At 66.2% G+C, this 26,464-nt stretch carries 27 protein-coding genes and 1 pseudogene; 17 read left to right on the top strand and 11 right to left on the bottom strand.

Features of this window, described 5'->3' with window-relative positions:
• The first annotated feature begins 230 nt into the window (after positions 1-230).
• Entirely contained in the window at positions 231-2,774 is a 2,544-nt protein-coding gene (locus SR870_RS16435; protein WP_322514612.1) for an NAD-dependent epimerase/dehydratase family protein, read from the top strand.
• Between the two features lie 140 nt (positions 2,775-2,914).
• The gene (locus SR870_RS16430) at positions 2,915-3,055 is read left to right on the top strand and encodes a hypothetical protein (RefSeq protein ID WP_322514611.1); all 141 of its coding nucleotides are present in this window, start codon (positions 2,915-2,917) and stop codon (positions 3,053-3,055) included.
• 119 nt (positions 3,056-3,174) lie between these two features.
• On the opposite strand, the gene SR870_RS16425 is transcribed toward SR870_RS16430, so the two are convergent.
• Positions 3,175-3,570: a hypothetical protein gene (locus tag SR870_RS16425; protein ID WP_322514610.1), complete on the bottom strand. Its 396-nt coding sequence runs from the start codon at positions 3,568-3,570 to the stop codon at positions 3,175-3,177.
• Between the two features lie 256 nt (positions 3,571-3,826).
• Positions 3,827-4,345: a hypothetical protein gene (locus SR870_RS16420; RefSeq protein WP_322514609.1), complete on the bottom strand. Its 519-nt coding sequence runs from the start codon at positions 4,343-4,345 to the stop codon at positions 3,827-3,829.
• A 664-nt stretch (positions 4,346-5,009) separates the two neighbouring features.
• On the opposite strand from SR870_RS16420, the gene SR870_RS16415 reads away from it, so the two are divergent.
• Positions 5,010-6,626 (top strand): alpha-amylase family glycosyl hydrolase, encoded by a 1,617-nt coding sequence (locus SR870_RS16415; protein ID WP_322514608.1) that lies wholly within the window; start codon positions 5,010-5,012, stop codon positions 6,624-6,626.
• Between the two features lie 203 nt (positions 6,627-6,829).
• Here SR870_RS16415 and SR870_RS16410 read toward each other — a convergent pair whose 3' ends face one another.
• From SR870_RS16410 to SR870_RS16400, 3 genes and pseudogenes are all read right to left on the bottom strand, one after another.
• Positions 6,830-8,137, bottom strand: a complete 1,308-nt coding sequence (locus tag SR870_RS16410) for a TadE/TadG family type IV pilus assembly protein (protein ID WP_322514607.1) — start codon at positions 8,135-8,137, stop codon at positions 6,830-6,832.
• 271 nt (positions 8,138-8,408) lie between these two features.
• Positions 8,409-8,762 (bottom strand): PRC-barrel domain-containing protein, encoded by a 354-nt coding sequence (locus tag SR870_RS16405; RefSeq protein WP_322514606.1) that lies wholly within the window; start codon positions 8,760-8,762, stop codon positions 8,409-8,411.
• A gap of 483 nt (positions 8,763-9,245) precedes the next feature.
• A pseudogene (locus SR870_RS16400) lies at positions 9,246-9,668 on the bottom strand (DNA-3-methyladenine glycosylase family protein); the annotation flags it as partial.
• A 146-nt stretch (positions 9,669-9,814) separates the two neighbouring features.
• Here SR870_RS16400 and SR870_RS16395 point away from each other — a divergent pair.
• Positions 9,815-10,531, top strand: a complete 717-nt coding sequence (locus tag SR870_RS16395; protein ID WP_322514605.1) for a hypothetical protein — start codon at positions 9,815-9,817, stop codon at positions 10,529-10,531.
• A gap of 289 nt (positions 10,532-10,820) precedes the next feature.
• On the opposite strand, the gene SR870_RS16390 is transcribed toward SR870_RS16395, so the two are convergent.
• Positions 10,821-11,480, bottom strand: a complete 660-nt coding sequence (locus SR870_RS16390; RefSeq protein ID WP_322514604.1) for a DNA-3-methyladenine glycosylase 2 family protein — start codon at positions 11,478-11,480, stop codon at positions 10,821-10,823.
• Between the two features lie 124 nt (positions 11,481-11,604).
• Here SR870_RS16390 and gluQRS point away from each other — a divergent pair, with 124 nt between their 5' ends.
• Both gluQRS and SR870_RS16380 read left to right on the top strand, forming a co-directional pair.
• Positions 11,605-12,495, top strand: a complete 891-nt coding sequence (gene gluQRS / locus SR870_RS16385; protein WP_322514603.1) for a tRNA glutamyl-Q(34) synthetase GluQRS — start codon at positions 11,605-11,607, stop codon at positions 12,493-12,495.
• 108 nt (positions 12,496-12,603) lie between these two features.
• Complete coding sequence (locus tag SR870_RS16380) at positions 12,604-13,815, top strand: ATP-binding protein (RefSeq protein ID WP_322514602.1); 1,212 nt, start codon at positions 12,604-12,606, stop codon at positions 13,813-13,815.
• Here SR870_RS16380 and SR870_RS16375 read toward each other — a convergent pair.
• Positions 13,742-14,635: a YihY/virulence factor BrkB family protein gene (locus SR870_RS16375; RefSeq protein ID WP_322514601.1), complete on the bottom strand. Its 894-nt coding sequence runs from the start codon at positions 14,633-14,635 to the stop codon at positions 13,742-13,744. The two genes, SR870_RS16380 and SR870_RS16375, sit on opposite strands and share 74 nt — an antisense overlap.
• 117 nt (positions 14,636-14,752) lie before the next feature.
• Between SR870_RS16375 and SR870_RS16370 the strand changes: the two genes are divergently transcribed.
• The 5 genes from SR870_RS16370 (at position 14,753) to SR870_RS16350 (ending at position 18,450) form a co-directional block, all read left to right on the top strand.
• On the top strand, positions 14,753-14,947 hold the full coding sequence (locus SR870_RS16370; RefSeq protein WP_322514600.1) for a twin transmembrane helix small protein: 195 nt from the start codon (positions 14,753-14,755) through the stop codon (positions 14,945-14,947).
• A 59-nt stretch (positions 14,948-15,006) separates the two neighbouring features.
• The gene (locus SR870_RS16365; protein ID WP_322514599.1) at positions 15,007-15,579 is read left to right on the top strand and encodes a cob(I)yrinic acid a,c-diamide adenosyltransferase; all 573 of its coding nucleotides are present in this window, start codon (positions 15,007-15,009) and stop codon (positions 15,577-15,579) included.
• A 124-nt stretch (positions 15,580-15,703) separates the two neighbouring features.
• Positions 15,704-16,453: an electron transfer flavoprotein subunit beta/FixA family protein gene (locus SR870_RS16360; RefSeq protein ID WP_322514598.1), complete on the top strand. Its 750-nt coding sequence runs from the start codon at positions 15,704-15,706 to the stop codon at positions 16,451-16,453.
• Positions 16,453-17,403, top strand: coding sequence for an electron transfer flavoprotein subunit alpha/FixB family protein (locus tag SR870_RS16355; protein WP_322514597.1), 951 nt, complete (start codon positions 16,453-16,455; stop codon positions 17,401-17,403). The genes SR870_RS16360 and SR870_RS16355 overlap by 1 nt, the downstream gene beginning before the upstream one ends.
• A gap of 165 nt (positions 17,404-17,568) precedes the next feature.
• The gene (locus SR870_RS16350) at positions 17,569-18,450 is read left to right on the top strand and encodes a 3-hydroxybutyryl-CoA dehydrogenase (RefSeq protein WP_322514596.1); all 882 of its coding nucleotides are present in this window, start codon (positions 17,569-17,571) and stop codon (positions 18,448-18,450) included.
• A 174-nt stretch (positions 18,451-18,624) separates the two neighbouring features.
• Here SR870_RS16350 and SR870_RS16345 read toward each other — a convergent pair whose 3' ends face one another.
• Positions 18,625-19,539, bottom strand: coding sequence for a LysR family transcriptional regulator (locus tag SR870_RS16345; RefSeq protein ID WP_322514595.1), 915 nt, complete (start codon positions 19,537-19,539; stop codon positions 18,625-18,627).
• A 93-nt stretch (positions 19,540-19,632) separates the two neighbouring features.
• On the opposite strand from SR870_RS16345, the gene SR870_RS16340 reads away from it, so the two are divergent.
• Together SR870_RS16340 and SR870_RS16335 are read left to right on the top strand one after the other, a co-directional pair.
• Positions 19,633-20,430, top strand: coding sequence for an NAD(P)H-dependent oxidoreductase (locus SR870_RS16340; RefSeq protein ID WP_322514594.1), 798 nt, complete (start codon positions 19,633-19,635; stop codon positions 20,428-20,430).
• Positions 20,431-20,510: 80 nt separating this feature from the next.
• Positions 20,511-20,711, top strand: a complete 201-nt coding sequence (locus SR870_RS16335) for a hypothetical protein (protein WP_322514593.1) — start codon at positions 20,511-20,513, stop codon at positions 20,709-20,711.
• Between the two features lie 15 nt (positions 20,712-20,726).
• Here SR870_RS16335 and SR870_RS16330 read toward each other — a convergent pair whose 3' ends face one another.
• The gene (locus tag SR870_RS16330; RefSeq protein ID WP_322514592.1) at positions 20,727-21,074 is read right to left on the bottom strand and encodes a DUF1428 domain-containing protein; all 348 of its coding nucleotides are present in this window, start codon (positions 21,072-21,074) and stop codon (positions 20,727-20,729) included.
• Positions 21,075-21,201: 127 nt separating this feature from the next.
• Positions 21,202-21,867, bottom strand: a complete 666-nt coding sequence (tlpA, locus tag SR870_RS16325; protein WP_322514591.1) for a thiol:disulfide interchange protein TlpA — start codon at positions 21,865-21,867, stop codon at positions 21,202-21,204.
• 106 nt (positions 21,868-21,973) lie between these two features.
• On the opposite strand from tlpA, the gene argH reads away from it, so the two are divergent.
• The 4 genes from argH (at position 21,974) to SR870_RS16305 (ending at position 25,927) form a co-directional block, all read left to right on the top strand.
• On the top strand, positions 21,974-23,371 hold the full coding sequence (gene argH / locus SR870_RS16320) for an argininosuccinate lyase (protein ID WP_322514590.1): 1,398 nt from the start codon (positions 21,974-21,976) through the stop codon (positions 23,369-23,371).
• 93 nt (positions 23,372-23,464) lie between these two features.
• A complete protein-coding gene (gene lptM, locus SR870_RS16315; RefSeq protein ID WP_416221089.1) occupies positions 23,465-23,716 on the top strand; it encodes an LPS translocon maturation chaperone LptM in 252 nt (83 codons plus the stop codon).
• Positions 23,717-23,722: 6 nt separating this feature from the next.
• Complete coding sequence (gene lysA / locus SR870_RS16310) at positions 23,723-24,988, top strand: diaminopimelate decarboxylase (protein ID WP_322514588.1); 1,266 nt, start codon at positions 23,723-23,725, stop codon at positions 24,986-24,988.
• A gap of 378 nt (positions 24,989-25,366) precedes the next feature.
• Positions 25,367-25,927, top strand: coding sequence for a cytochrome b (locus SR870_RS16305; protein WP_322514587.1), 561 nt, complete (start codon positions 25,367-25,369; stop codon positions 25,925-25,927).
• A 22-nt stretch (positions 25,928-25,949) separates the two neighbouring features.
• Here the strand turns inward: SR870_RS16305 and SR870_RS16300 are convergent, their stop codons facing one another.
• A complete protein-coding gene (locus tag SR870_RS16300) occupies positions 25,950-26,330 on the bottom strand; it encodes a carboxymuconolactone decarboxylase family protein (RefSeq protein ID WP_322514586.1) in 381 nt (126 codons plus the stop codon).
• Between the last annotated feature and the right edge of the window lie 134 nt (positions 26,331-26,464).

Here is a 26,464-nt window from a genome sequence, read left to right as displayed (position 1 = left end):
GCAGCCGAGCGGTGCAACCGCGCGCGCGGCGATCCCAGGCCGCCACCCCAACTTCCCGATCGGTCATTCATCTGCGATCAAAAACCGCACCCCGGAACGGATGCGGAGATCGGTGCTTGGACTGCGGAAGGCCACGGCGCGATCGCGCTTCGCGCCGCAACGCCGATGTCGGCATCGTCCAGCCCCGGGTCGGCATCGAACGACACCCTCCGTCGATCCGAAGGATGCCGATGCCGAAGGATTCCTCCAAGCGCCCCACCGTCCTCATCACCGGCAGCAGCGGGTTTCTCGGTCAGGCCATCGCCAAGGGTCTGCAGAAACGCTACCGGGTGATCGGTCTGGACCTGATGCCGGCGAAGCATCCCGTCGAGGGGATGGAGACCGTCGAGATCGACCTCACCTCGGACGAGAGCGTCGACAGCGCCGTGAATGAGGCGACGAAGCGGGCGGGCGGGACCATCGCCTCGGTGGTGCATCTGGCCGCCTACTACGACACGACCGGCGAGGACGATCCCAGATATCAGTCGGTCACGGTCGAGGGCACGGCGCGGCTCCTGCGCGCGCTGAAGACGGTCGGCGCCGGGCAATTCATCTTCTCCAGCACCTTGCTGGTGCATGCGCCGAGCCCCGACAAGGGCGTGCGCGTCGACGAGGATTCGCCGATCCGTCCCGCCTGGGCCTATCCGCAATCCAAGGCCGACACCGAACGGCTGATCGCGCAGCAACGCGGCGATACGCGGACCGTGATTTTGCGGCTGGCCGGTGTCTATGACGAGGATTGCCGCGCGGCGTTCATCGCGCAGCAGATCTCCCGCATCTTCGAGCGGCTGCCGACCGCCTATCTGTTCACCGGCGATCTCTCCGCCGGGCAGCCCTATCTGCACAAAGACGATCTGGTCGACGCGATCGTGCGCACGGTCGATCGCCGCTGCGATCTTCCGGACGAGACGACGCTGCTGATCGGCGAGGAGGAGACGCCGTCTTATCAGGAGATGCAGAAGCGCATCGGCCGCCTGGTGCACGACGAGGAGTGGCGCACGCTCAGCCTGAACAAGGGCCTCACCAAAGCGGGCGCCTGGGTGCAGACCGAGGTGCTCGATCAGGACACCGACATCAAGCCCTGGATGATCGAGAATTCCGACGATCACTACGAGATCGACGCGTCGCGCGCCCGCGCGCTGCTCGGCTGGAAGCCGGCGCATCGGCTGGTCGACACGCTGCCGGAGATGATCCGCCGGCTGAAACAGGATCCGACCCGCTGGTACGAGATCAACAAGCTCGAAGCCCCGGCCGTGGCCGCGTCGGAGCCGGAACTCGACCAGGCACAGGAGCGGCTGAAGCAGCCGCTCGAGCTGAGCCCGGCGCAGGTCGACGAAGCCGTCGATCGGCATCGCGCCTGGACGCTGTGGGCGCCGCTGACGAATGCCGCGCTCGGGCTGTGGCTGATCACGTCGCCGATGACGCTCGGCCTGTTCGACGCCGTCACGGCGGCCGCGCCGCCTGCGCTCGGCCACGAGGTGGCGGATGCCCAGACCCGCAACGCCAGGCTCGGCATCAGCGAGATCGTCTCCGGGCTGCTGATCACCGTGATGGCGCTCGCGAGCCTCGCCCGCGAGCGGCGCTGGATGCAGTGGGCGACCGCGGCCGTCGGGCTCTGGGTGATGTTGGCGCCGCTGCTGTTCTGGACGACGAGCGCCGCCGCCTACGGCCTCGATACGCTGGTCGGCATGCTGGTGGTCGCCCTCGCGGTGCTGATCCCGCCGCCGGCCGGCGTCAGCCGGCGGGCGTTGGCCGCCGATGACGATCGTCCGCTCGGCTGGAGCTACTCGCCGTCGACCTTCACCCAGCGCATTCCGATCGTCGCGCTGGCCTTCGTCGGGCTGTTCGTCTCGCGCTATCTGGCCGCCTATCAGATGGGCCACATCGACTCGCTGTGGGACCCGTTCTTCGGTCCGGGCGACGCGCCGGTTCGCAACGGCAGCGAGGCGGTGGTGACGTCGTGGGTGTCGAAGGGCTTCCCGATCGCGGATGCCGGCCTCGGCGCCTTCGCCTACGCGCTCGACATTCTCGCCGGCTCGATCGGCGACCGCCGCCGCTGGCGCACCATGCCATGGATGGTGTTTCTGTTCGGCCTGCTGATCATTCCGCTCGGCGTGGTCAGCGTCACCTTCATCATCATCCAGCCGCCGCTGATCGGCGCGCTGTGCACGCTCTGTATCATTCAGGCGGTCGTCACCGTGATCCTGATTCCCTATTCGGTCGACGAGGTGCTGGCGAGCGTGCAGTATCTCTGGCGCGCCACCAGGGCCGGCGAGCCGTTCTGGCGCACCTTCTGGATGGGCGGTCCGGCGTTGTCGCAGGACCAGACGCCCGCGCCCGATCTCGACCGTCCGATCGGCGAGATCCTGAGGGATTTCGTCGTCGGCGGCGTGACCTTCCCGTGGACGCTGCTCGCCAGTATCGGTCTCGGCGTCGTGCTGGTCGCATCGCCGCTGCTCCTCGATACCCGGCCGCCGCTGTCCTTCAGCGATCACATCACCGGTTGCCTGGTCGTGCTGATCGCCGTCACGGCTCTGGCCGAGGTCGTGCGCCCGGTGCGCTTCCTCAATGTCGGGCTCGGTGCCTGGCTGGTCGCCGCGCCGTTCCTGCTCGACGGCGGAACGGCGGGCGGCATCGTCCAGATCGCGATCGGCCTGGCGCTGATCGGTCTCAGCCTGCCGCGCGGCGCGCGCAGCGATCAGCATTATGGCGGCTGGGACCGGGCGATCATCTGACGATCCGGGTGCGGAATCGGCGGCGAAGCGGCGCCCGGGCGTCGCAGCGAAGGCGACGCCGAATTGATCGGCATCAACGCTGCGCTCCGAAGGCGGCGTGATGCTGTCCCCACTGCATCGGGTGCAGGGGGAATACGACCATGATGACCTACGACATTCTGCTGCTGGCTGCCGCCGCGCTGTCCACCGTTGTGATCCTGTTCGGCGTGGTGATCTTCGCCGGGCACGAGGGCGACCACCCGCACAGCGCCGGGCCGCAGCAGCCGCACGGCACGACCTGACAGCCGAGCCGACGACGATCCGATCCGGCCTGTCCCGGATCCGACTTCGGCCGGGGCGATGCCCCGAGTTGTTGCTTGGGCAAGTCGTTAATTAGGCAAGTCGCTACTTGGGCAAGTCGCTACTTGGTCGGGTCCTTGCCGGCGGCCTCGCTGAGGTCGCGCTTGATGGTTTCCAACAGCGACGCCAGCACGTCGCCGGGCGGCGGCTCGGCGGTCGCCCGAGCTGCGGACGCGGTGTGCTGCAGTGCGGTAGGATCGACCGAGCGCGGCACGGACGTCGCGAGGCGCGGGCGGCGCGGCAGTTCCGGCGGCCATTGCGGCGACAGTATCGGCGGCGACAGTATCGGCGGCGACAGCGCCGGGCCGATCGGCTCCGCCTGCTGATCCTGCGCGGCGCCCTGCGGTGGCGAGACGAACGATCCGTACAGCACGTCCTCGCGCCGGCCCATCAGCCACAGCGCCATCCAGTAGACGACGGCCAGCGTGATCACGGCGAAGATGCTGAGTTCAAGCATCGGCGGCGCCCGGTGCGAACGAAGCCGTCCGCGGCTGTCGCGGCCGAATCCGGCGGCCGGCTGTGACCAGCCATGCTGTCCGCCCGGATCGCTCGGCAGGAGCCACGCGCATCTTCACCCCCCTTTTGGAACTGATTGATTCCGCAAGCGGGAGGCGGTCGCAAGCGGATTCTGGACACGACCCGCGTCGGCGCGAATCAAAAGCGCCGGGCGATGGCCCGGCGCTGATGATCGGTTCGTCTTTGCAGCAGTTGATTCAGCGGCCGAGCAGCACCGGCAGGCCGAGCATCGAGGAGAACGGCGTCGGATCGTTGATCAGCTTGGCCGATCCGTTCTGATTGGCCGCGAGCTGCGAGAACGGCTTCTGGCTGGAGGTGAGCGACGACCACGGCTTCTGGCTCGACGCCAGCGACGACATCGGCTTCTGCGACGACGACAGCAGCGGGCCGAACATCGAGGACAGGAAGAAGTTCGGGCTGGTCAGCTCCGGGAAGATGCCGCCCAGGGTGGTGCGCGAGTCGGTCAGGCGCGGCGCGCCTGTCAGGTTTCCAGACGATGACGTCCGGGCATATCCGGACACGGCGGCGTTGCTCGGACCATGGCGGTTGAGAATCGCTTCGGCCTGGCCGCCCTTTCCGAACGGCGGGTCGACGCTTACCACGCTACCGTCTTTGTTGGTGGTGAGTTCGGCGTTGTCGAACGAGGCCGCTTTGAGCTCGGCGACGGCCGCCTGGGCCTTCTTCGCATCGTCGTACAGTTTCACAATTTGCGTCATGCTTACCTTCCTCGATACCAATGAGCGTGCGGCGGAATCTCAGTGTTTACCGACAATTCTGCGGCACCGGCCCAGTTCCCAATCTCGCACATTTTCGCGCTGCGGCAAGCCAATTCAGGCATCAACTTACCGGTGACAACGCGTCGCACAAGACTAAGTAAGTGGTCGGTGAACGATCGCTAGTCAAAGCGCGGTGATTTGCCGCCGACAAGCGTGGCGATCGGCGCGAATGGTAGATTGATACAGAGCGGTGCTCGGCGGCGGCAGTCCATGCGCGAGAGGGCGACGCGAGGCGCTGCGCGGCGATCGGATATGGATCAAATGTTCGGCCGCTGCCTCCGCGACGCGTCGTCCCCCGCGCAGGCGGGGACCCATAGCCCCTGGCTTCCCGAGCGGAGCAAGGCCTCTGCCACCGGATTCCAATCGAGACGCTGCGGCGTATGGGTCCCCGCCTGCGCGGGGACGACATGCGGACAGGCAATGCCGAATCGCTCATTGCCCCGACCTTCGAACGCCCGATGCGGTCGTCTCCCCAAGGGAGAGCTGAACGCAGCCTCCGCCTTCACGGCGCTGACGCATGCTTGTGCGAAGCGAAACCAGCCGCCGCCGGAACAAGCTGGCGGCTTCGGGCGTCTGTGAACGCGAGACCCGAGAAGGACAACCGATGACCGATGTGACCACCCCGTCCTGGTGGGCGGCCGGCGTGCTGTACCAGATCTATCCGCGCTCGTTTCAGGACAGCAATGCCGACGGCATCGGCGATCTGCGCGGCATCATCGACCGGCTCGATCATCTGTCCGACCTCGGCGTCGACGCGCTCTGGCTGTCGCCGGTGTTTCCGTCGCCGATGGCGGATTTCGGCTACGACGTCGCCGACTATGTGGGGATCGATCCGATCTTCGGCACGATGGAGGATTTCGACGCGCTGGTGCTGATCGCGCATGCGCGCGGGCTCAAGGTGATCCTCGATCTGGTGCCGAACCACTCGTCCGACCAGCACCCGTGGTTCGTCGAGAGCCGCGCCTCGCGCGACAATCCGAAGCGCGACTGGTATCTGTGGCGAGACCCTGCGCCGGACGGCGGTCCGCCGACCAACTGGCTGTCGGAATTCGGCGGCAGCGGCTGGACCTTCGACGAAACCACCGGGCAGTACTATTACCACGCGTTCCTCGCGCAGCAGCCGGACCTCAACTGGCGCAATCAGCAGGTGCGCGCGGCGATCTACGATGCGATGCGGTTCTGGCTCCGGAAGGGCGTCGACGGCTTCCGCGTCGACGTGATCTGGCACCTGATCAAGGACGATCAGTTGCGCGACAACCCGCCCAATCCGGATTTCAGGCCCGGCATGCCGCCGCACGCAGCGTTGCTGACGGAGTATTCCGCCGACCGGCCGGAGACGCAGGAGATCGTCGCCGAAATGCGCGCGGTGCTCGACGAATTCGATCAGCGCCTGTTGATCGGCGAGATCTATCTGCCGATCGAGCGGCTGGTCGCGTACTACGGACCCGGGCTCAAGGGCGCGCATCTGCCGTTCAATTTCGCGCTGCTGTCGACGCCGTGGCGCGCGCAGGACATCGCCGCGCTGATCGCGCGCTACGAGGCGGCGCTGCCGGCGGGCGCGTGGCCGAACTGGGTGCTGGGCAATCACGACCGTCCCCGCGTCGCGAGCCGCGTCGGCGCCGCGCAGGCTCGAATCGCCGCGATGCTGCTGCTGACGCTGCGCGGCACGCCGACGCTGTATTACGGCGACGAACTCGGCATGGAGCAGGTCGAGATCGCGCCGCAGGACGTGCAGGACCCGTTCGAGAAGAACGTGCCGGGCATCGGGGTCGGCCGTGACGGCTGCCGCACGCCGATGCCGTGGGACGCCTCGCCGAATGCCGGCTTCAGCGATGTGAAACCGTGGCTGCCGCTGGCGCCCGACGCCGCGCAGGACAACGTCGCCAATCTGCGCGCCGACGCGCAGTCGATCCTCAGCCTGTATCGCGCGCTGCTGCGGCTGCGCCGCGCCCGACCGCAATTGTCGCTCGGCGATTATCAGCCGCTCGCGGTGCAGGGCGATCTGTTGCTGTATCGCCGATATCATCAGGGCGAGTCGGTGCTGATCGCGCTCAATCTCGGCGCCGCGCCGGTGTCGGCGGCGTCCGATGCGTTCGGGCTCGATGGCGAGGTGCTGCTGTCGACCGCGATGGATCGCACCGGCGAACGCGTCGGCGCAACCCTCGACCTGCGCGGCCACGAAGGCGTCATCGTCGGCCGCGCGCCGGAGCCGGTGGTGTAGTTGGGGCGAAGCGATGAGGCCGCTGCTCCCCTCCCCCTTGCGGGGATGCGCACGCGATTCCGGTACTTCGTAGGGTAGGCAGAAGGCGCGCAGCGCCGTGCCCACGCCGACGTCGACGCGTCGTTTTGTGTCACGCGTGGGCACGGCGCAACAGCGCCTTTGCCCACCCTCCCGTCCGAAGGCCGTCCGTCGCGTGGGTTTCGCTAGCTGCTCAGCCGCGCCTTCGCCACCGCCTTCTTGAACAGCGCGTCCATCGCCTCCGAGATGCCCTGGGTCGGGCTGACTTCGAAGTAGAACCCCGGCGAGGCGCAGGCCTGCATTTTGGCGGCGATCTGGCTGTTGGTCGACGGGCCGTAGGGGCCCGGATTGAACGGCGCGATGTGCTGGTTGTACCAGTCGTTGGTCGGCAGCGCCAAGTAGGTGGTGTACAGCACCGCGATCTGGATGCCGCGGTCCTTCATCACCTTGCATTGCGCGACCGTCAGCGGCTCCTGGCAGCGGCCGCCGCTCACGGTGGGGCGGGTGCAGGTCGACGGATAGTAGGCGTCGGCGACGCCGTCGGAGACGAAGAACAGCCATTTCTGCGGCTGCTCCGCGGTCCCGGTGCCGGACGACGGGATCGTCGTATTCATCGCCGCCAGCGTGCCGTCGAAATCGGTGCACTGGTCGTTGTTGTAGTTCTGCTTCGGGATCGTCATCAGGTCGATCGCGCTGGCGGAGGTCTGCACGCTCGACATGCTGGACGACAGGTTGGCCACCGTCGTCAGCCCGAGCGAGGCGCAGGAGCTTCCGAAGGTGTAGACCGCCATCCGGAACTGATTGTTCACCGCGCTCATCAGCGTCGCCGTGGTGGTGAGCTGCTGTACCGCCTGCCGGACCACGTCGATCCGCATCTTGACGCCGAGCTTCTTGGCGAGTTTGTAGTAGTCGTTCGAATTCGACAGGTCGTGACAGGCGAACGCGCATTTGTCCGACGTGTTCGCCACCATCGTGGCGATGTCGGAATTGGTCGCGGCGACCCCCATCGACGGCGAATTGTCGAGCAGTAGATAGAAGTCCTGGTAGATCGGCAGCGACGCCGTCGAGGTCGAGCGGTTGCCGATCGCCAGCGTCGGATAGCCGAGCAGATTGAGGAACTGGGTCTTCACCGTCGAGGTGAACTCCGAGCTCGCGCTGCGCTTGCCGTCGCTCTCGGTGACGTCGAGCTTGATCGTCGCGCTCAGGCCGTAGGCGTCGAGCGTGGCGTTGAAGAATTGGACGGCGTCGGCCTTGGCCTGCTCGGTGGTGCGCTTGATCGACGAGTGGCTGACCGCCAGCAGCACCGCCGCGTCCTGGGCCGACTGCAGCTTGGCGCGGATCCGGTTCGCCATCGCGTAGTCGATCGCCGCGCCCAGAAAGCCCAGGGTCGGCAGCAGGGCGATCGCGAAGATCACCGCGATATTGCCCGAGCGATCGCGCCCGAAGCGGCGTAGCACGCGCCGGGCGTGACGGGTGTCAAGTAGCTTCTGCATATCCGGCCCCCGCAGGTCGCGAATTCTCTCGCGCTGATGCCGGCCGTTAGTTTGACGATCGGGAACTAAGACCGGGTAAAGAACATCGACGAAAGCGGATGGTATCCATCGGCACCCGGCCTGGAGGCGTGGCCCGGCATCGCGGTCCGCGTCGGCCGGGGAGCGCGTCGGCCAAAAGGCAGAAGCAAAAGGCAAAAAAGGCGGGCCGCATGATTGCGACCCGCCTTCTGTGACTGGCCGGATGCGCCTGCATCCGGAGATCGCGACGGCGCTACGTCAGCGCCACGCCGTAATAATCGTCGACCTTGCGGGCGCCGCGCCAATCATATTCCGCCTCGCGGTCGTATTTGGGCGCGCGCTCGAGCTGGTCGATGGTGATCATGGTCTGGTAGCCGCCGAGCTCGACATTGTACTTCAGCGACGGCCAGGGCAGCGGATAGTGATCGTCGCCGATGCCGAGGAAGCCGCCGAAGCTCAGAACCGCGTAGGACACCTTGCCGCTGACCTTCTCGATCATCACCCGCTCGACGCTGCCGATCTTCTCGCCGTCGGCGCCGTACACCGCGGTTCCCTGCACCTTGTCGCTGCCGATCAGGCTGACGGTTTCGCTCTTTTCCGGGTTCATGGTGATCTCTCCCTGTGAGCAGGGACAACGGCGGATCGCGGCCGCCGTTCCGCGATCGGCCCCGGCGCGAAAACGTCGCAGCGGGGGCTTTTCAATCCCGAGAATCATTCCTATTCTTTCAATTCCTGAAAACAACGAAAGGAGGTGATCCAGTGTCTCACTCGAAACGCTGTCACCTCGTTGGGGCCGCCCGCTGATCTGACCTCTCGAGGTCCGCTCGGCCAGGGCGCCCCGGCGCCTGGGAACCAGCGAGTTTACGAGGGGCGCGTCGGCGGCAACGCCGGCGCGCCTTGTCGTTTGGGGACGAGGGGGCCGTACGATGAGTAGTCCCGTGTGAGGGACGCCGTTCCCCCGCGTCTCGAGTCCGACGTCGTCATGGCCGGGCTCGTCCCGGCCATCCACGTCTTTGCCGTGGGTAGTGCAGGACGTGGATGCCCGGCACGAGGCCGGGCATGACGAGTCGTTGCAGGCGCGTTGTCTGAACTACGCTTTCGTCGCCGTTTTTGCCTTCCCGGCGATCACGCCCTCGCGCTTCTTCACTGCGTGGTAGTAGGCCCACCACAGATGCGCCGCGGCGCCGCGCAGTGGGCGCCAGGGTTCGGCGAGCGGCGCCATCTGCTTGATGGTCGGTCGCGCCTTCAGGCCGAGGCCGATCCGCATCGCCTCCTGCACGGCGAGATCGCCGGCCGGCCAGGCGTCGCCATGGCCGAGACAAAACAGCAGATAGATGTCGGCGGTCCACGGCCCGATGCCGTGCAGCGCGGTCAGCGTGGCGTGGGCGATGTCGGCGTCCTCATTGGCGAGCACGTCGAGATTGAGCCGTTCGGCGTGCAGTTCCTTGGCCAGCGCCTTCAGCGTCTTGATCTTTGCCGCCGACAGGCCGAGCCGGCCGAGCCGGTCGGCGCGCACGCCATCTGCTCTTCAGCAGCGGGGGCGGATCTGAGAAGGACGATCATGTGGGGAGTATGAGGTCACGACGATACGATGACCCTTGCCTTGTCCATGCACACGCCTGTAATCAACCAGAGCGAGAAAAGAGAGAGGATGCAGTTGTGGCAGCTGATCCGGGAACGACGGCCACATGGTGGACGCTTCTCACCGCCTTCGGCGGATCAATTGTTGGCGCTACAGTTAGCGCTGTTGTGTCCTTTAGCATTCAGAAAAGAAACTTAGATGCGGCGAAAAGGCAACGAGACGAAGATAAACTCGAGTTGCGGAAAGCAAGAGGCTACTCGCTCCTTTTCAAAATGATAAAGCTATCTTCCAGCTTGGAAAATCTAGGTAAAGCTATTCAGAGTTGCTTTGATCAAGCGGAGCAGCATCGATTTGAAGGGGCCCCATGGCAAATTGTCCAGCCGATAGTCGGCGGGCCGGATGAGGTTCATTTTGCCCCCGAGGAAATGGCGCTTCTCCTTTCGATTGACGATAAACTGTTCAACGAAATCGCCGCACTTGATGAACTACACAACAGCACCGTTGCCTTGTCTAATTTGTACGGACAGATGAGGACTAAGGTATTGGAACGTTTCGGTGCGGTGATGTCTGGGCCCATCGGGGCGATAGGTCTTACGCAAGAGGAGGTCAATTGGCTTTCCCCAAGGGCGGCAGAACTTAACAGCCTTATCGAAGCGCTGAAGCAACGTTGTGATGTTGACGGCGCGCACGCTTGGTCAATGTTACTTAAGCTGCGCGATTCATTGGAAATGAACCTTGGCATCAAGCACAGGTTGATTCACAGATCCGAGGATCAGTCGCAAGCAGCCAACTAGGCAGCAGTGAAAATGTCCGACTGAGGTCGCGGAGTCGGTTTGGTATGCGCAATGGTGATTCGCTTGCTGGTATTCTTGAAATAACTCGCCTTCGCGCGCCATTCCGATAAAGCAGCGGCCGGTGTTCGCGCAGGCCGCGCCAGTGATGTAGCTGCCATGCAGTTGTCCAATACATCTTCACCGGTACTACTCGATGCAAGCGGGTAGCCCGGGTGAGCGCAGCGAGACCCGGGTCTGCGGAGCGCCGCGGTTCCTGCATGTCGCTTCGCTCATGCCGGCTACGGGTCTGCTACGTCGTCGCCTTCCCCGCAATCACGCCCTCGCGCTTCTTCACCGCGTGGTAGTATGCCCACCACAGATGCGCCGCGGCGCCGCGCAGCGGGCGCCAGGATTCGGCGAGCGGCGCCATCTGCTTGACGGTCGGCCGCGCCTTCAGGCCGAGGCCGATCCGCATCGCCTCCTGCACGGCGAGATCGCCGGCCGGCCAGGCGTCGCCATGGCCGAGACAGAACAGCAGATAAATGTCGGCGGTCCACGGCCCGATGCCGTGCAGCGCGGTCAGCGTGGCGTGGGCGATGTCGGCGTCCTCATTGGCGAGCACGTCGAGATTGAGCCGTTCGGCGTGCAGTTCCCTGGCCAGCGCCTTCAGCGTCTTGATCTTCGCCGCCGACAGGCCGAGCCGGCCGAGCCGGTCGCTGCGCGCGCGCTTGATCGCGGCGTGGTCGAACGGATCGAACGCCGCGCCGACCCGGCCCCAGATCGCCGCCGCGCTCGCCACCGACAATTGCTGGCCGCAGACGATCGCGGCGAGGCCCTTGAAGCCGGGATCACGTCGCCGCAGCGCCGGCATCCCGGCCGTTTTCAGCACCGGCCGCAGCCGCGCGTCCTGCTTCACCAGCGTGGTGATCGCGGCCTCGAGGTCGGCCTGGGTGTCGAGATGGATGGTCATCGGGCCAGTTTCATTTGCTCTGTCGTCATGCCCGGGCTTGACCCGGGCATCCATCCAAGACGTAACAAGTCTCATGTTGGATGGATTGCCGGGTCAAGCCCGGCAATGACACGCGCCGAGACCAATGCCACCCGTTTTCCGATTCGCCCCGAGCCCGAACGGCTTTCTGCACCTCGGCCACGCTTATTCGGCGCTGCTCAACGCCGACCTGGCGAAGGCTGGCGGCGGCCGGCTGCTGCTGCGGATCGAGGACATCGACGCGACGCGCTGCCGGCCGGACTATGAAGCGGCGATCTATCAGGATCTGGCCTGGCTCGGCATCGCCTGGGAACCGGCGGTGCGGCGGCAGTCCGATCACCTCGATTTGTATCGCGACGCGGTCGATCGCCTCGCGGCGCGCGGGCTGGTGTATCCGGCGTTCGACAGCCGCGCCGAGATCGCCCGGCTGGTCGCGGCGAAGGACGAGGTCGCGCCGTGGCCCCGCGATCCCGACGGCGCGCCGCTGTATCCCGGCTCGGGCAAGCATCTCGATGCGGAGCAACGCGCGCTACTGATCGCCTCCGGCGTGCCCTATGCGCTCCGGCTCGACATGGAAGCCGCCTGCGAGATCGCCGGCGCATTGACTGATGAGTTGAGCTGGCACGAGCTCGGCCACGGCCCCGACGGCGAGACCGGTTTGGTCGCGGCGCAACCCGAGGCCTGGGGCGACGTCGTGATCGCCCGCAAGGAGACGTCCACCAGCTATCACCTCTCGGTGGTGATCGACGACGCGCTGCAGGGGGTGACCGAAGTGGTCCGCGGCGCCGACCTGTTCTGGTCGACCAGCGTGCACCGCCTGCTCCAGATTCTGCTCGATCTACCGGCTCCGGTATATCGGCACCATCCGCTCCTGCGGGATGCCGAGGGGCGCAAGCTGTCGAAGTCGACCGGCGCGACCGGGCTGCGCGACTTGCGGGCGGCGGGCGTGAGTCCGGAGGAGGTTCGGCGCATGGTCGGGCTGGCGGCTGCTGCCTGAAGTTTGCCCGAACTTTGCCGCATGCCGGCAGCCGCCGGATTCACGTTTTCCCGATGGCTCCGTTAAGGCCGCCATGGCATGGTGCCGGGCGTTGGGGTCGGGGGAACCATGGCAGTGAAGTCGCGCGCCCTGCGCAGCGGGCGGACGCCGGTCAAGCGGTCGCCGGCGAAGCGCGCCCGCAGGAAGGCCGAAACGCCCGGCATGGTCGAGACGGCGCTGGCGGCGTTCGCGCATGAAGTCCGCACGCCGCTCACCGGCATCCTCGCCGTCAGCGACCTGCTGGCGACCTCCGATCTCGGCGAGCGCGAGCGCCGCTGGGTCGATACCATCAAGGCCGGAGCCGAGCATCTCTCTGGATTGGCTACGCTTTTCGTCGATGCCGCGCGGCTCGGCGCGACCGGCCTGGGGGTCCGCAGCGAGTTCTTCGATCTCCGCGCGCTGGCGCGCAGCGCCGGCGACTCGCTGTCCGGCCGCGCTGCCGCCAAGGGCCTGCGCGCCACGGTGACGATCTCGTCGCGGCTGCCGGCCTTCGTGGTCGGCGACATGGTGCGGCTGCGCGCGGCGCTGGAGAACCTGATCGACAACGCCGTGAAGTTCACCGAGCAGGGCGACGTCGCGCTCAAGGTCACTTCGGCCGCGGCCGGCAGGGACAAGGCCGATGTGAGTTTCGAGGTCTCGGACAGCGGCATCGGCCTGTCGCTCGCGGAAATCCGTCGACTTTTCAAGCCGTTCTCGCAGGCCAATGTCAGCATCGCGTCGCGCTTCGGCGGCGCCGGCCTCGGGCTGTCCTCGGTGCGGCAGATCGCGCGCGCGATGCAGGGCGACGTCGCGGTGGCGCAGCGGCCGAAGGGCGGCACCGTCTTCACGTTGACGATCAAGCTGGCGCGCGCCAGGCCGCCGCAGCCGTCGACGCCGGGGCCGTATCTAGCCAGGCCCGCGCGCCCGATGCGGCTGCTCAGCGTCGAGGACAATCCGTTCGGCCGCGTCGTGCTCAACGCCATTCTCACCGAACTCGGTCACCACACCGAATTCGTCGGCAGCGGCGAACTGGCGCCCGAGCGGCTGGCCCAAGGCGGCTTCGACGCCGTGCTGATGGACATGGTGCTGCCCGGCATCAGCGGGCCGGAGGCGATTCAGTCCATCCGCGCGCTCGCGCCGCCGCTCGGCGCGGTTCCGATCATCGGCATTTCGGGCCGCGATCAGGACGAACCCGCGGCGCGTCAGGCCGGCGCCGACGCCTTTCTGCTCAAGCCGGTGTCTCCCCGCGCGCTCGCAACTGCGCTGCTTGCAGTGTCACGCCGTCCGGCAGCCGCGACTTGATGATCGCGGCGTTGAGTTCGCCGCCATAGACGAAGATCGTGGCGATGAAATACAGAAACACCAGGGCGATGATCACCGAGGCCAGACCGGCATACATCGTGACGTAGTTGTTGGCGAAGCGCGCCAGATACAGGCCGAATCCCATCCCCGATGCCAGCGAGGCCACGATGGTGAAGACGATTCCGGGCACGATCTGCCTGATTGTCCGACGCCCCGCCGGCAGCCGGGCGTGCAGGATGAACAGAGCGAGGACGAGCGTGCCGATCGCGATGCCGTAGCGCGCGATCGTCAGCAGCGTCTGGTTGTCCTCGACCAGCAGCGGCACGTAGTGGCGGGCGGTCGCGAGGATCAGCGGGCCGAGCACGATCAGGAACGCCATCGCCAGCGCGGTGAAGGCCGCGACCAGTGTGTAGCCGATCGATTCCAGCCGCAACATGTACCAGGGCCGCACCTCGATCACCGCATAGGCGCGGTTCAGCGCGACCCGCAGGCTCTCGACGCCGTTGGAGGCGAAATACAGCGCCAGCAGCAGGCCGATCGTCAGCGCGTCGCCGCGTGTGGTGGTCAGCACGTCGTGGATTTCGCCCGACAGCGTACTGGCGACCTGGGCCGGCCAGATGTCCAGCATCAAGGTCGCGGCCTGATCGGCGAGGTCCTTGGAGCCGAAAAAGCCCGCCACCGAGGTCAGCACGATCAGAAACGGAAACAGCGCCATCAGCGAGGACAGCGCGATATGGCTCGCGATCGCCCACCCGTCATCGGCCAGAAACGTATAGAATGCGTCCATCGCGACCGCATAGACGTAGCGGATCTGCCTCACTGGTCACCTGACTGAACGTTGCGGGCCGGAGTCTAGCATCGCTACCAACCTGCTCAAACCGACTTCGTTGCCCGCGCCGGGATGGCGCGCCCCGGCTGGCGGTGTTATGAGACCTGAATGGTAACGTTCCTCAGTACGTTTCTCCTACCCATTGCCCTCGGCGCCGTCGCGTTGGTCCTGCTGCTGGGCCTGATCAATATGATGCGGGGCGGATCGCCGAACCGGTCGCAGTCGCTGATGCGGTGGCGGGTGCTGTTGCAGTTCGTCGCGATCATCGTGACCATGCTTGCGGTCTGGGCGCTGGGCCGCTAGCCACGGCCCTTCGGTTTCCGCTTTCACCATGCCGTTCCGTGCTGCGAGGTTCCTGCGCGATGGTCGTCCTCAATCGTATCTACACACGCACCGGTGACGACGGCTCCACCGCGCTCGGCACCGGCGAGCGCCGGCCGAAATACGATCTGCGGATCAGCGCCTATGGCACGGTCGACGAAACCAACGCCGCGCTCGGCGTGGCGCGGCTGCATCTGGCGGGTCACCCGCAGATCGACGCGATGCTGGGACGGATCCAGAACGATCTGTTCGATCTCGGCGCCGACCTCGCGGTGCCGGAGCGCGAGGGCAAGGCCGAGCGGCTGCGGGTGCTGTCGACCCAGGTGGAGCGGCTGGAGCGCGAGATTGATCAGCTCAACGAGTGTCTCGCGCCGTTGACGTCATTCGTGCTTCCCGGCGGTAAGCCCGGCGCCGCCTACCTGCATCTGGCGCGGACAATATGCCGCCGCGCAGAACGCGTGATTGCGGAACTCGCGGCGAAGCCGGAGGAGAAGATCACCACGGCGGCGGTGCAATATGTCAACCGGCTGTCGGACTTCCTGTTCGTCGCCAGCCGCGCGGTGAACGACGACGGCGCCGGCGACGTTCTCTGGGTTCCCGGCCAGAACCGCTAGAATAGGCGGTTTCGAATAGGCGGTTTTGGCTTTTCGCGCGTTGACCGGCGATAGCAGGGGCTTTAGGTTCCGCCGCCACGACTAAGACGACAAGATAAACCCAGCGCAACACGAAAGAGGATCGATGAAGGTTCTGGTGCCGGTCAAGCGGGTGGTCGACTACAACGTCAAGATCAGGGTCAAGAGCGACGGATCGGGCGTTGAACTCGCCAACGTCAAGATGTCGATGAATCCGTTCGACGAGATCGCGGTCGAGGAAGCCCTGCGCCTGAAGGAGGCCGGCAAGGCGACCGAAATCGTGGTGGTGTCGATCGGACCGGCGCAGGCTTCGGAAACGCTGCGCACCGGGCTCGCGATGGGCGCCGACCGCGGCATCCTGGTCAAGGCCGAGGGCATCGTCGAGCCGCTGGCGGTGGCCAAGATCCTCAAGGCGATCGCCGACGAGGAGCAGCCGGGGCTGATCATTCTCGGCAAGCAGGCGATCGACGACGACAGCAACCAGACCGGCCAGATGCTGGCCGCGCTGCTGGGCTGGTCGCAGGCCACCTTCGCCTCCAAGCTCGAGGTCGACGGCTCCGACTTCCAGGTGTCGCGCGAAGTCGACGGCGGCTCGCAGACCGTGAAGCTGAAGGGCCCGGCGATCGTCACCACCGATCTGCGGCTGAACGAGCCGCGCTACGCCAGCCTGCCCAACATCATGAAGGCGAAGAAGAAGCCGATCGCCGAGAAGACCGCGGACCAGTACGGCGTCGATCTCGCGCCGCGCCTGGAAGTCCTCAAGACCGTCGAGCCGAGCGGCCGCAAGGCCGGCGTCAAGGTCAAGGACGTCGCCGAACTGGTATCCAAACTCAAGAACGAAGCGGGTGTTATCTGATGGCCACGCTGCTGATTGCCGAACACGACCACGCCCAGCTCAAGGACGCCACCAACAAGGCGCTGACCGCGGCCACCGCGCTGGGCGCCGAGGTTCACGTCCTGGTCGCCGGTGGCGGCGAGGGCACCAAGGCCGCCGCCGAAGCCGCCGCCAAGCTGCAGGGCGTCGCCAAGGTGTTGCTGGCCGATGCGCCGATCTATGAGCACGATCTCGCCGAGCCGCTGGCCGCGCTGGTGGTCTCGCTGGCGCCGAACTACGACGCGATCGTCGCGCCCGCGACCTCGCGCTTCAAGAACGTGATGCCGCGCGTCGCCGCTTTGCTCGACGTGATGCAGGTGTCGGAGATCATCAAGGTGGTGGCGCCCGACACCTATGAGCGGCCGATCTATGCCGGCAACGCGATCCAGACCGTGAAGTCGAAGGACGCCAAGAAGGTGATCACCGTCCGCACCTCGACCTTCCAGGCGACCGGCGAGGGCGGCAGTGCCGCGATCGAGCCGGTGGCCGCGGCGGCCGATCCCGGCCTCTCCACCTTCGTCGGCGAGGAAGTCGCCAAGAGCGACCGGCCCGAACTGGCCTCGGCCAAGATCATCGTCTCCGGCGGCCGGGCGATGCAGAGCCGCGAGAACTTCACCAAATACATCGAGCCGCTCGCCGACAAGCTCGGCGCCGGCGTCGGCGCCTCGCGCGCCGCGGTCGATGCCGGCTACGCGCCGAACGACTGGCAGGTCGGCCAGACCGGCAAGGTGGTGGCGCCTGAGCTGTACATCGCGATCGGCATTTCCGGCGCGATCCAGCATCTCGCCGGCATGAAGGACTCCAAGGTGATCGTCGCGATCAACAAGGACGAAGACGCGCCGATCTTCCAGGTCGCCGATTATGGTCTGGTCGCCGATCTGTATCAGGCGGTGCCGGAACTGACCGACGAACTGGGCAAGCTCGGCAAGTAGACTGAGGCTGATGGACGGATCCGGCCGCGGCCGGGTCCGTTGCAGAAGCTTTCATTTTTGCCGTGATACGGTCGGCCCGCGCCGTTGCAACGGACTTCGGCGCGGAAATATGCGAGACTGACCGGCCGGCGCATCGCGCGGTCGGACTCCCAACGAGATGACGAGATGGCGGCAGCAATCAAGAAGGTCGGCGTAATCGGCTCGGGTCAGATGGGCAACGGCATCGCGCATGTCGCCGCACTCGGCGGCTTCGAGGTGGTGCTGAACGACGTCTCGGCCGATCGGCTGAAATCGGCGATGGCCACCATCAACGGCAACCTGTCGCGCCAGGTCGCCAAGAAGGTCATCACCGAGGACGCCCGCAAATCGGCGCTCGCCAACATCACCGCCACCGAAAAGCTCGACGGCCTCGCCGATTGCGATCTGGTGATCGAAACCGCTGTCGAGAAGGAAGAGGTCAAGCGCAAGATCTTCCACGATCTCTGCGCGACGCTGAAGCCGGAGGCGATCGTCGCCTCCAACACCTCGTCGATCTCGATCACCCGGCTCGCCGCCTCGACCGACCGGCCGGAGCGCTTCATCGGCATTCATTTCATGAATCCGGTGCCGCTGATGGAGCTGGTCGAACTGATCCGCGGCATCGCCACCGACGACGCCACCTTCGAGACCGCGAAAGCCTTCGTCACCAAGCTCGGCAAGCAGATCGCGGTGTCGGAGGATTTCCCGGCCTTCATCGTCAACCGCATCCTGCTGCCGATGATCAACGAGGCGATCTACACGCTGTACGAAGGCGTCGGCAATGTCGAAGCGATCGACATGGCGATGAAGCTCGGCGCGCATCATCCGATGGGGCCGCTTGAACTGGCGGATTTCATCGGCCTCGACACCTGCCTGTCGATCATGCAGGTGCTGCACGAGGGCCTGGCCGACTCCAAGTACCGGCCCTGTCCGCTGCTGGTGAAATACGTCGAAGCCGGCTGGCTCGGTCGCAAGACCCAACGCGGCTTCTACGACTATCGCGGCGACAAGCCGGTCCCGACGCGCTGAGCGCAGGTGCGTCCTTCATCGTTATCTGTCTGACGTCATGGCCGGGCTCGTCCCGGCCATCCACGTGTTTCTTCCGGCTTCGTCTGTTAGTTCGTGGATGCCCGGACAAGCCCGGGCATGACGGATTGCTGAGAAGGGGCCGGCACACTCAACGCCGGCGAGGGCTTCAGATCGTCACACGATCCCGGGCACGGTCCTGATCTGATCGGCCAGAAAGTCGATCAGCAATCGGACGCGCGCGATACCGGCGCGCTCCGGCACGATCAGCAAATTCAGTGGCACCGCTGCCAGTCGATACTCCGGCAGGAGGACTTCGAGGCGGCCCGCGGCCAGCAGGTCGTCGACCAGCCAGCGATGGGTGGCCGCGATGCCGCGCCCGGCAATCATCGCTTCCCGGGCCGCGAGACCATGGTCGACCCTGAGCCGGCCGCCGAACGGGACGCGATGGGTCTCCTGATCCGGCCCCTGCAACACCAGCGTCTCACTGCCCGCAACGTTCACCATGCGGATGCCCTGGTGGCAGGACAGATCCTGCGGCGTCGTGGGTCTGCCGTGGGCTGACAGATAGTCCGGGGAGGCCACCAGCAGGCGCTGGCTGTGGCCGAGCGTGCGCAATTTCAGCGAACTGTCGGTGAGTGGCGCCAGCCGGATCGCCAAATCGACGCCCTCGCGGACCAGATCGACGCGCTGATCGGTGAGACCGAAGTCGACCCCGATTTCCGGATAGCGATCCTGAAACGCGAAGATCAGCCGGCTGGCGTGGAGCACGCCAAACGACGCCGTGCAGGAGATCCGGATTGTGCCGGCCGGCGCTCCGGAGGCGCCGAGTGCTTCGTCGCCCGCCTGCTCGAGCAGCCGCAGGATCTGGACGCTGCGGGCGTAATAGCGGCTGCCTTCTTCGGTCAGCGTCACCCGGCGCGTGGTGCGGCTCAACAGCGGCGCGCCGATCGCGGCTTCGAGCTCCTGCAACTGCCGCGTCACGGTGGATTGGCCGACGTTCAGGTCGCGGGCGACCGCCGACAGGCTTCCCCGCTCGGCGATGCGCACGAAGGTCCGGATCCGTTCGATCGTGACGGCCGATTTATCCATTCATCAGAACAATCATATCGAATTTCGACGTCTACCGGAATAGTTGCTGCCGGTCTACCCGGAGGCCCTGGTCATCATTCAGGGAGCCCTGCCGTGAAAATCCTTCTGGTATTCGCCCATCCCGAGCCGCGCTCATTGAACGGCGCCTTGCGCGACGTCGCGGTCGCGGAGCTTCGTCGCCAGGGCCACGAGGTGCAGGTGTCCGATCTCTATGCCCAGAACTGGAAGCCCACGGTCGACCGCTCGGACTTTCCGGGACTGGCCTCCGAGGAGCGGCTACTGCCGACCGCCGCCTCCAAGGCGACCTTCGACGCCGGAGAGTTGACGCAGGATGTCCGCGCCGAGATCGACAAGCTGCTCTGGGCGGACGTCCTGATCCTGCAATTTCCGCTGTGGTGGTTCAGCATGCCGGCAATTCTGAAAGGCTGGGTCGAGCGGGTGTTCGCCTGCGGCTTCGCCTATGGGGTCGGCGAGCACAGCGACAAGCGATGGGGCGATCGCTACGGCGAAGGCGTTCTGGCCGGCAAGCGCGCGATGCTGATGGTGACCATCGGCGGCTGGGAGCAGCACTACGGCGCCCGCGGCGTCAACGGGCCGATCGACGACCTGCTGTTTCCGATCCATCACGGCATTCTGTTCTATCCGGGTTACGACGTGCTGCCGCCGTTCGTCGTGTATCAGGCGGGCCGTCTCGACCAGGCCGGCTTCGAGATGGCGGCCGAGCATCTGCGCGAGCGGATGCGCACGCTCGCGACCACCCCGCCGATTCCCTACCGACGCCAGAACGGCGGCGACTACCTGATCCCCAGCATGGAGCTGCGCCCCGGGTTGGACGCGCCCGGCGCAAATGGTTTTGCGCTCCACCTCAGAGACGAACAGACAGGGCGGTAGCGGATGGCGGTGCCGCCCCGCTGATCGCTTGCAAGCGCCGACGCTAAAGACTGTTAACGCTTCCCTGTTAGAGTCCGGCCATGGACATGAGCATGATCACCGCGGCGCTCGGCATGCAGGCGAGCAGCACGCAGATGCAGATCGCGACGACGATCCAGGCGTCGAATGCGCGCATGGAGCGCGACACGGTGCAGACGCTGCTCGGCATCGGGCAGGGCGGTTCGCCGTCGCTCGCCAATGTCGGCGCCGGCGTCGGCGGCAACGTCAACGTCACCGCCTGATCCGCCGGCCAGCCGCTACACCAGCTTCTTGAAGCCGCCGAAGAACATCCGCTTGGTGTCGAACGGCATTTCCTTCTCGAACCCGCCGAGCCGCGGGTCCTGCATCGCCTTGGCCATCACCCGGTCGCGCTGCTTGCGCGATTTGTAGACGATGTAGGAAAACACCACGACCTCGTCCGGCTTCAGCTTCACGCTGCGCGGAAACGACGTCACCTTGCCGGGCTCGACGTCGTCGGCGATCCACTCGCGATAGTCGACTGCGCCGTGTTCGCGAAACACCTTCTCGGCCTTGCGCGCCAGCTTGGTGTAGTCGGCGAGCTTGGCTTTCGGCACCGGCACGACGAACCCGTCGACATAGGACATTCGCTTCCTCCTGATTTCTTTGCGGCCGCATGATGCGGCTTGCTGCAAGACGAACGAATACGAAAACTCCCGACGGTGCGTCGAGGGCTTTTTGTCGCGGGGGCTTTGCGCCGGCAGCGACGTCGGATCAGCGGGTGAGGCTGGCCCGCACCAGCGCCAGTGCGTCTTCGCTGTCCCATTCGGCGGGGCCGGCGATGGTGGCGATCTCGCAGCCCTTGCCGTCGACCAGCACCGAGGTCGGCATGCCCAGCGCGCGGCCGACGCTTTTGAGGTCCTGGAACACCCGGGCCGAGGCGTCGGTGAAGTAGCTCAGCCGGGTCAGCTTCTCGTCGTCGAGAAACTTCTTCGGCTTGGCCGGGTCGCGGGTGTCGATGTTGATCGCCACCACCTCGAAATCCTTGCCGCCGAGCTTGCCCTGCAGATTGTCGAGCGCGGGCATTTCCTTGCGGCACGGCACGCACCAGGTCGCCCACAGGTTCACCAGCAGGGTCTTGCCGCGGAAGTCGGACAATTTCTTCGGCTGGCCGGCGCCGTCCTGGAAAACGAGGTCGGGCAGCTTCAGCGGCGCCGAGGCCATCGTCACCGCCGCAACCTCCCCGCGCGCCAGCGGCTTGAGCTGCTGCGCCAGCGCGACCGCCGGCCGGCAGGTCGGATCGCCTGCATTGCGCTGCAGCCCGCCGATCCCGTATACCCCCGCTGCTCCGGCGACGACGAGCACGGCGATCGCGGCCAGAATGATGGTGCGGCGGCCGGCGTGGCGCGGCGGAGTGGAAGAGGGCTGGGTCTCGGTCATCGGCACTCGGGACAGGGACGCGCCGCGGGCTCGCAGGCGGTCACTTGTGGTTCGAAAGATTCAGAGGCGAGCATGATCGTGAGCGGCGGACAGTGAGCGGCGAAAGATGAGCAACAAGATGTGGGGCGGCCGGTTCACGGATCGCCCCGACGCGATCATGGAAGAGATCAACGTCTCGATCGACGTCGATCGGCATCTCTACGCCCAGGACATCGCGGCGTCCAAGGCCCATGCCGCCATGCTCGCCGCGCAGGGCATCATCACGGCGAACGATGCGAAAAATATCGGCAAGGGTCTAGACACGATTCTGTCAGAGATCGGCGCAGGTAAATTCACCTTCAAGCGCGCGCTCGAAGATATCCATATGAACGTCGAGAGCCGGCTCGCCGAGCTGATCGGCCCTGCCGCCGGGCGGCTGCATACCGCGCGCTCGCGCAACGACCAGGTCGCGACCGATTTCCGGCTCTACGTCCGCGACGTGCTGGACGAGACCGACGCGGCGCTGGCGGCGTTTCAATTCGCGCTGGCGGAGCGGGCGCTGGAGCAGGCCGACACCGTGATGCCGGGCTTCACCCATCTGCAGACCGCCCAGCCGGTGACCTTCGGCCATCATCTGATGGCCTATGTGGAGATGGCGGCGCGCGATCGTGGCCGTTTCCAGGACGCCCGCAAGCGGCTCAACGAAAGCCCGCTCGGCGCAGCAGCCCTGGCCGGCACCTCGTTCCCGATCGACCGCCACGCCACCGCGCAGAAGCTCGGCTTCGACCGGCCGATGGCGAATTCGCTGGATGCGGTGTCGGACCGCGACTTCGTGCTGGAGACGCTGTCGGCGGCGTCGATCTGCGCGGTGCATCTGTCGCGCTTCGCCGAGGAGATCGTGATCTGGACCTCGCCGCTGGTCGGCCTGATCCGGCTGTCGGACAAGTTCACCACCGGCTCGTCGATCATGCCGCAGAAGCGCAATCCGGACGCCGCCGAGCTGGTCCGCGCCAAGACCGGCCGGGTGATCGGCGCGCTCAACGGTCTGTTGATCGTGATGAAGGGCCTGCCGCTCGCCTATCAGAAGGACATGCAGGAAGACAAACAGGGCGCGATGGAAGGCTTCGCCGCGCTGTCGCTGGCGATCCGGGCGATGACCGGGATGGTCCGCGACCTCGTCCCCGAGCACGACCGGATGCGGGCGGCGGCCGGCGAGGGCTATGCCACCGCCACGGACCTCGCCGACTGGCTGGTGCGGACGCTGAAGATGCCGTTCCGCGACGCGCACCATGTCACCGGCCGGATCGTCGGCCTCGCCGCCAAGCAGGGCCTGGCGCTGCACGAACTGCCGCTCGCCGAGATGCAGGCGGTGGAAAAGCGCATCACCAAGGATGCGCTGGCGGTGCTCAGCGTCGAGTCCTCGGTGAAGAGCCGCACCTCTTATGGCGGCACGGCGCCGAAGAACGTCCGCGCGCAGGCCAAGGCGTGGCTCAAGCGACTGGAAAAAGAGCGGAAATTGGGCTGAACCGGGAAGCCGCGGGATAATTCTCTGCCGCGCCGGGTCTCGCCAGAGCGCGGCAATCTCTGTAGGATGCGGCCGCAATTGGGGATTGACGACGTGAACCGCACTGCCGGCCCATCGCGATGGGCGCTTGTTGTGATTGCCGTGGCGACGCTGGCCCTTGCGGGCTGCGGCCGTAAAGGCGGGCTGGACCTGCCGTCCGGCGCCGCCGAGACGTCGTCGTCCGCGCCTTCCTCCGCACCCGCCGCCAAGGGCGACGTGTTCGATTCGTCCTACGGCACCAACGCGCCGCCGGTCGCCGCCAAAGGCCAGAAGAAGCGCATCATCCTCGACCCGCTGCTGGACTGATCCGCGATGCGTCATTTCGACTACCGCGACGGCGCCCTCCATGCCGAAGGCGTCGGTCTTGCCTCGATCGCGCGCGCGGTCGGCACCCCGTTCTATTGCTACTCCACCGCCACGCTGGAGCGGCACTACCGCGTCTTCAGCGAAGCCTTCGCCGGCACCGACGCGCTGGTGTGCTACGCGATGAAGGCCAATTCCAACCAGTCGGTGCTGCGCACGCTGGCGAAGCTCGGCGCCGGCGCCGACGTCGTCTCGGGCGGTGAATTGCAGCGCGCATTGGCCGCGGGCATTCCGGCGAGCAAGATCGTGTTCTCCGGGGTCGGCAAGACCGAGGCCGAACTGCGCGCCGCGCTGGCGCATGACATCAAGTGCCTCAACGTCGAATCCGAGCCCGAGCTGGAATTACTATCGCGGCTCGCGGTCGAGACCGGGCGCGTCGCGCGGATCTCGATCCGGGTCAATCCGGACGTCGATTCCGGCACCCACGCCAAGATCTCGACCGGCAAATCCGAGAACAAGTTCGGCATTCCGCTGGCGCACGCCCGCGACGTCTATGCCCGCGCCGCCAAGCTCCCCGGTCTCCAGATCGCCGGCGTCGACGTCCATATCGGCAGCCAGATCATCGATCTGGCGCCGATGGAATCGGCGTTCCGCCTCGTCGCCGAATTCGTGCACCAGCTCCGCGGCGATGGTCACACGATCAGCCACGTCGATTTCGGCGGCGGTCTCGGCATCCCGTACTACGAGGACCGCGCCGCGCCGCCGGAGCCGTTCGCCTATGCGGAGATGGTCAAGCGCGTCACCCACAATCTCGGCTGCGCGCTGCTGTTCGAGCCGGGCCGGATGATCGTCGGCAACGCCGGCATCCTGGTCGCGCAGGTGATCTATGTGAAGCACGGCGACGGCAAGACCTTCGTCATCATCGACGCGGCGATGAACGATTTGATCCGGCCGACGCTGTACGAGGCCTATCACGAGATCCTGCCGGTCGCAGAGCCTCTGCCGGGCGCGAAGACGATCACCGCCGACGTCGTCGGCCCGGTCTGCGAGACCGGCGATTACCTGGCGCTCGACCGCCAACTGCCGGAGCTGAAATCCGGCGACCTGATCGCGATCATGACGGCGGGCGCCTATGGCGCGGTGCAGGCGTGTACCTACAACACCCGCGCGCTGGTGCCCGAAGTGCTGGTCAAGGACGATCAGTTCGCGGTGGTGCGCCCCCGCATCGAGGTCGAGCAACTGATCGCGCTGGATCAGCCGGCGCCGTGGCTGTGACGCGCCGCCTCTAAATTCGCTGATAGCAAGAGTAAGGGGTGGGACCGCCAGAACGCGGCGGACAAAAGCTGGCGGTCCCGGATCGCGCATTGCAATCGTGGCCGGGAGTGCGGCCTCGCCGACCAGTTCGCGCGACGTGGTGACCGTATCGATCCGCCGCGCCGCGGCAACGCAAACCATTGCTTAACCTAACCGATCAACCTTAACGCGGCGCGCTAGGCGGCGGCTGGTCGGTTCGCGGCACGGCAAAGCGCGACCCACGCGGCTGCACGCCATGCGCGAGCCTTAGATTCGCCATCAGCGCACCGCTCAACACCGCCGCCGCCATCGCAGGCCGGGCTCGCGCCCGCATCCACGTCGATCCAGGACAATCAGGACATGAGCCAGGCCACGCACGACGATGTCGTCGACAAATATCCCGCGACGCTCCGCATCCTGCACTGGCTGCGCGCGCTGCTGATCCTCGGATTGATCGGGGCGGGCTGGACGATGACGTCGCTCGACGACGAGACCGCCGCGAAATTCGAGCAGCTCTATCCGCTGCACAAATCATTCGGCGTGCTGGTCTTCCTCGTCGTGCTGATTCAGCTCGGCATCCGCGCGACGTCGCGCCTGCCGGGGCCGGCCGAACTGCCGGCGCAGGAGCGCGTGCTCTCGCATGTCGTGCATGTGGCGATCTACGCGCTGCTGCTGATCGTGCCGCTGATGGGCTATGCGATGTCCAGCAGCTTCACCCAGAGCGACGGGGTGACGTTCTTCGGCATTCATCTTCCCGAATTGCTGCCGAAGAACGATGACTGGTTCCGGGTCTTTCAGTTCCTGCACAAGACGCTGGCCTACACCCTGCTGGCGCTGGTCGGGCTGCATGTGCTCGGCGCGCTGAAGCACCGCTTCTTCGACCGGAACCCGAAGGCCGACGTGCTGCCGCGGATGTTGTAGCGCGCCACGTCGCCTCGGCGCGTCACCCCTTGTCGATCTCGGCGAACACCTCGCGGGCGATGCGGAAGCTGTCGACGCCGGCCGGCACGCCGGCGTAGCAGGCGACCTGCATGAAGATTTCGCGGATCTCGTCGCGGCTCACGCCGTTGGTCAGCGCGCCCTTGATGTGGGCGCGCAGTTCGTGCGGCCGGTTCAGGATCGCGATCATCGCCAGGTTGAGCATGCTGCGGGTCTTGCGCGGCAGTTCCTCGCGGCCCCAGATCGCGCCCCAGCAATATTCGGTGACCAGTTCCTGGAACGGCTTGTTGAAGTCGTCGGCGTTCTTCAGCGCGTTCTCGACATAGGCTTCGCCCAGCACCGCCTTGCGGATCTCGAGCCCCTTGTCGTGCGTCGTCTTGTCCATCGTGGGTCCTCTTGTTGGAATGGCGCGGACGTTACGGACTGCCGGCGCGTCCGTCACGCATTCGTGTGGGACAACCCGCGGCGGCCTGCGCTGGTGCAAGGTGCCTCATTGCCGCCGCCGTGGTAGGCTGTTCT

Source organism: Rhodopseudomonas palustris (assembly GCF_034479375.1).
Taxonomy (GTDB): domain Bacteria; phylum Pseudomonadota; class Alphaproteobacteria; order Rhizobiales; family Xanthobacteraceae; genus Rhodopseudomonas; species Rhodopseudomonas palustris_M.
The sequence above is the reverse complement of the archived record's forward strand: the minus strand, read 5'-3'. Positions and strand labels throughout refer to the sequence as shown.

Coding starts and splice junctions, on each gene's coding strand:
- SR870_RS16390 (WP_322514604.1), bottom strand. CDS start 11,480: ATGACCATCCATCTCGACACCCAGGCCGACCTCGAGGCCGCGATCACC.
- SR870_RS16300 (WP_322514586.1), bottom strand. CDS start 26,330: ATGGACAAGACGACGCACGACAAGGGGCTCGAGATCCGCAAGGCGGTG.
- SR870_RS16410 (WP_322514607.1), bottom strand. CDS start 8,137: ATGCAGAAGCTACTTGACACCCGTCACGCCCGGCGCGTGCTACGCCGC.
- SR870_RS16355 (WP_322514597.1), top strand. CDS start 16,453: ATGGCCACGCTGCTGATTGCCGAACACGACCACGCCCAGCTCAAGGAC.
- SR870_RS16360 (WP_322514598.1), top strand. CDS start 15,704: ATGAAGGTTCTGGTGCCGGTCAAGCGGGTGGTCGACTACAACGTCAAG.
- SR870_RS16335 (WP_322514593.1), top strand. CDS start 20,511: ATGGACATGAGCATGATCACCGCGGCGCTCGGCATGCAGGCGAGCAGC.
- SR870_RS16405 (WP_322514606.1), bottom strand. CDS start 8,762: ATGAACCCGGAAAAGAGCGAAACCGTCAGCCTGATCGGCAGCGACAAG.
- SR870_RS16345 (WP_322514595.1), bottom strand. CDS start 19,539: ATGGATAAATCGGCCGTCACGATCGAACGGATCCGGACCTTCGTGCGC.
- SR870_RS16330 (WP_322514592.1), bottom strand. CDS start 21,074: ATGTCCTATGTCGACGGGTTCGTCGTGCCGGTGCCGAAAGCCAAGCTC.
- SR870_RS16420 (WP_322514609.1), bottom strand. CDS start 4,345: ATGACGCAAATTGTGAAACTGTACGACGATGCGAAGAAGGCCCAGGCG.
- SR870_RS16350 (WP_322514596.1), top strand. CDS start 17,569: ATGGCGGCAGCAATCAAGAAGGTCGGCGTAATCGGCTCGGGTCAGATG.
- tlpA (WP_322514591.1), bottom strand. CDS start 21,867: ATGACCGAGACCCAGCCCTCTTCCACTCCGCCGCGCCACGCCGGCCGC.
- SR870_RS16425 (WP_322514610.1), bottom strand. CDS start 3,570: ATGCTTGAACTCAGCATCTTCGCCGTGATCACGCTGGCCGTCGTCTAC.
- SR870_RS16370 (WP_322514600.1), top strand. CDS start 14,753: ATGGTAACGTTCCTCAGTACGTTTCTCCTACCCATTGCCCTCGGCGCC.
- SR870_RS16415 (WP_322514608.1), top strand. CDS start 5,010: ATGACCGATGTGACCACCCCGTCCTGGTGGGCGGCCGGCGTGCTGTAC.
- SR870_RS16435 (WP_322514612.1), top strand. CDS start 231: ATGCCGAAGGATTCCTCCAAGCGCCCCACCGTCCTCATCACCGGCAGC.
- SR870_RS16380 (WP_322514602.1), top strand. CDS start 12,604: ATGGCAGTGAAGTCGCGCGCCCTGCGCAGCGGGCGGACGCCGGTCAAG.
- gluQRS (WP_322514603.1), top strand. CDS start 11,605: ATGCCACCCGTTTTCCGATTCGCCCCGAGCCCGAACGGCTTTCTGCAC.
- lysA (WP_322514588.1), top strand. CDS start 23,723: ATGCGTCATTTCGACTACCGCGACGGCGCCCTCCATGCCGAAGGCGTC.
- SR870_RS16430 (WP_322514611.1), top strand. CDS start 2,915: ATGATGACCTACGACATTCTGCTGCTGGCTGCCGCCGCGCTGTCCACC.
- SR870_RS16305 (WP_322514587.1), top strand. CDS start 25,367: ATGAGCCAGGCCACGCACGACGATGTCGTCGACAAATATCCCGCGACG.
- argH (WP_322514590.1), top strand. CDS start 21,974: ATGAGCAACAAGATGTGGGGCGGCCGGTTCACGGATCGCCCCGACGCG.
- SR870_RS16365 (WP_322514599.1), top strand. CDS start 15,007: ATGGTCGTCCTCAATCGTATCTACACACGCACCGGTGACGACGGCTCC.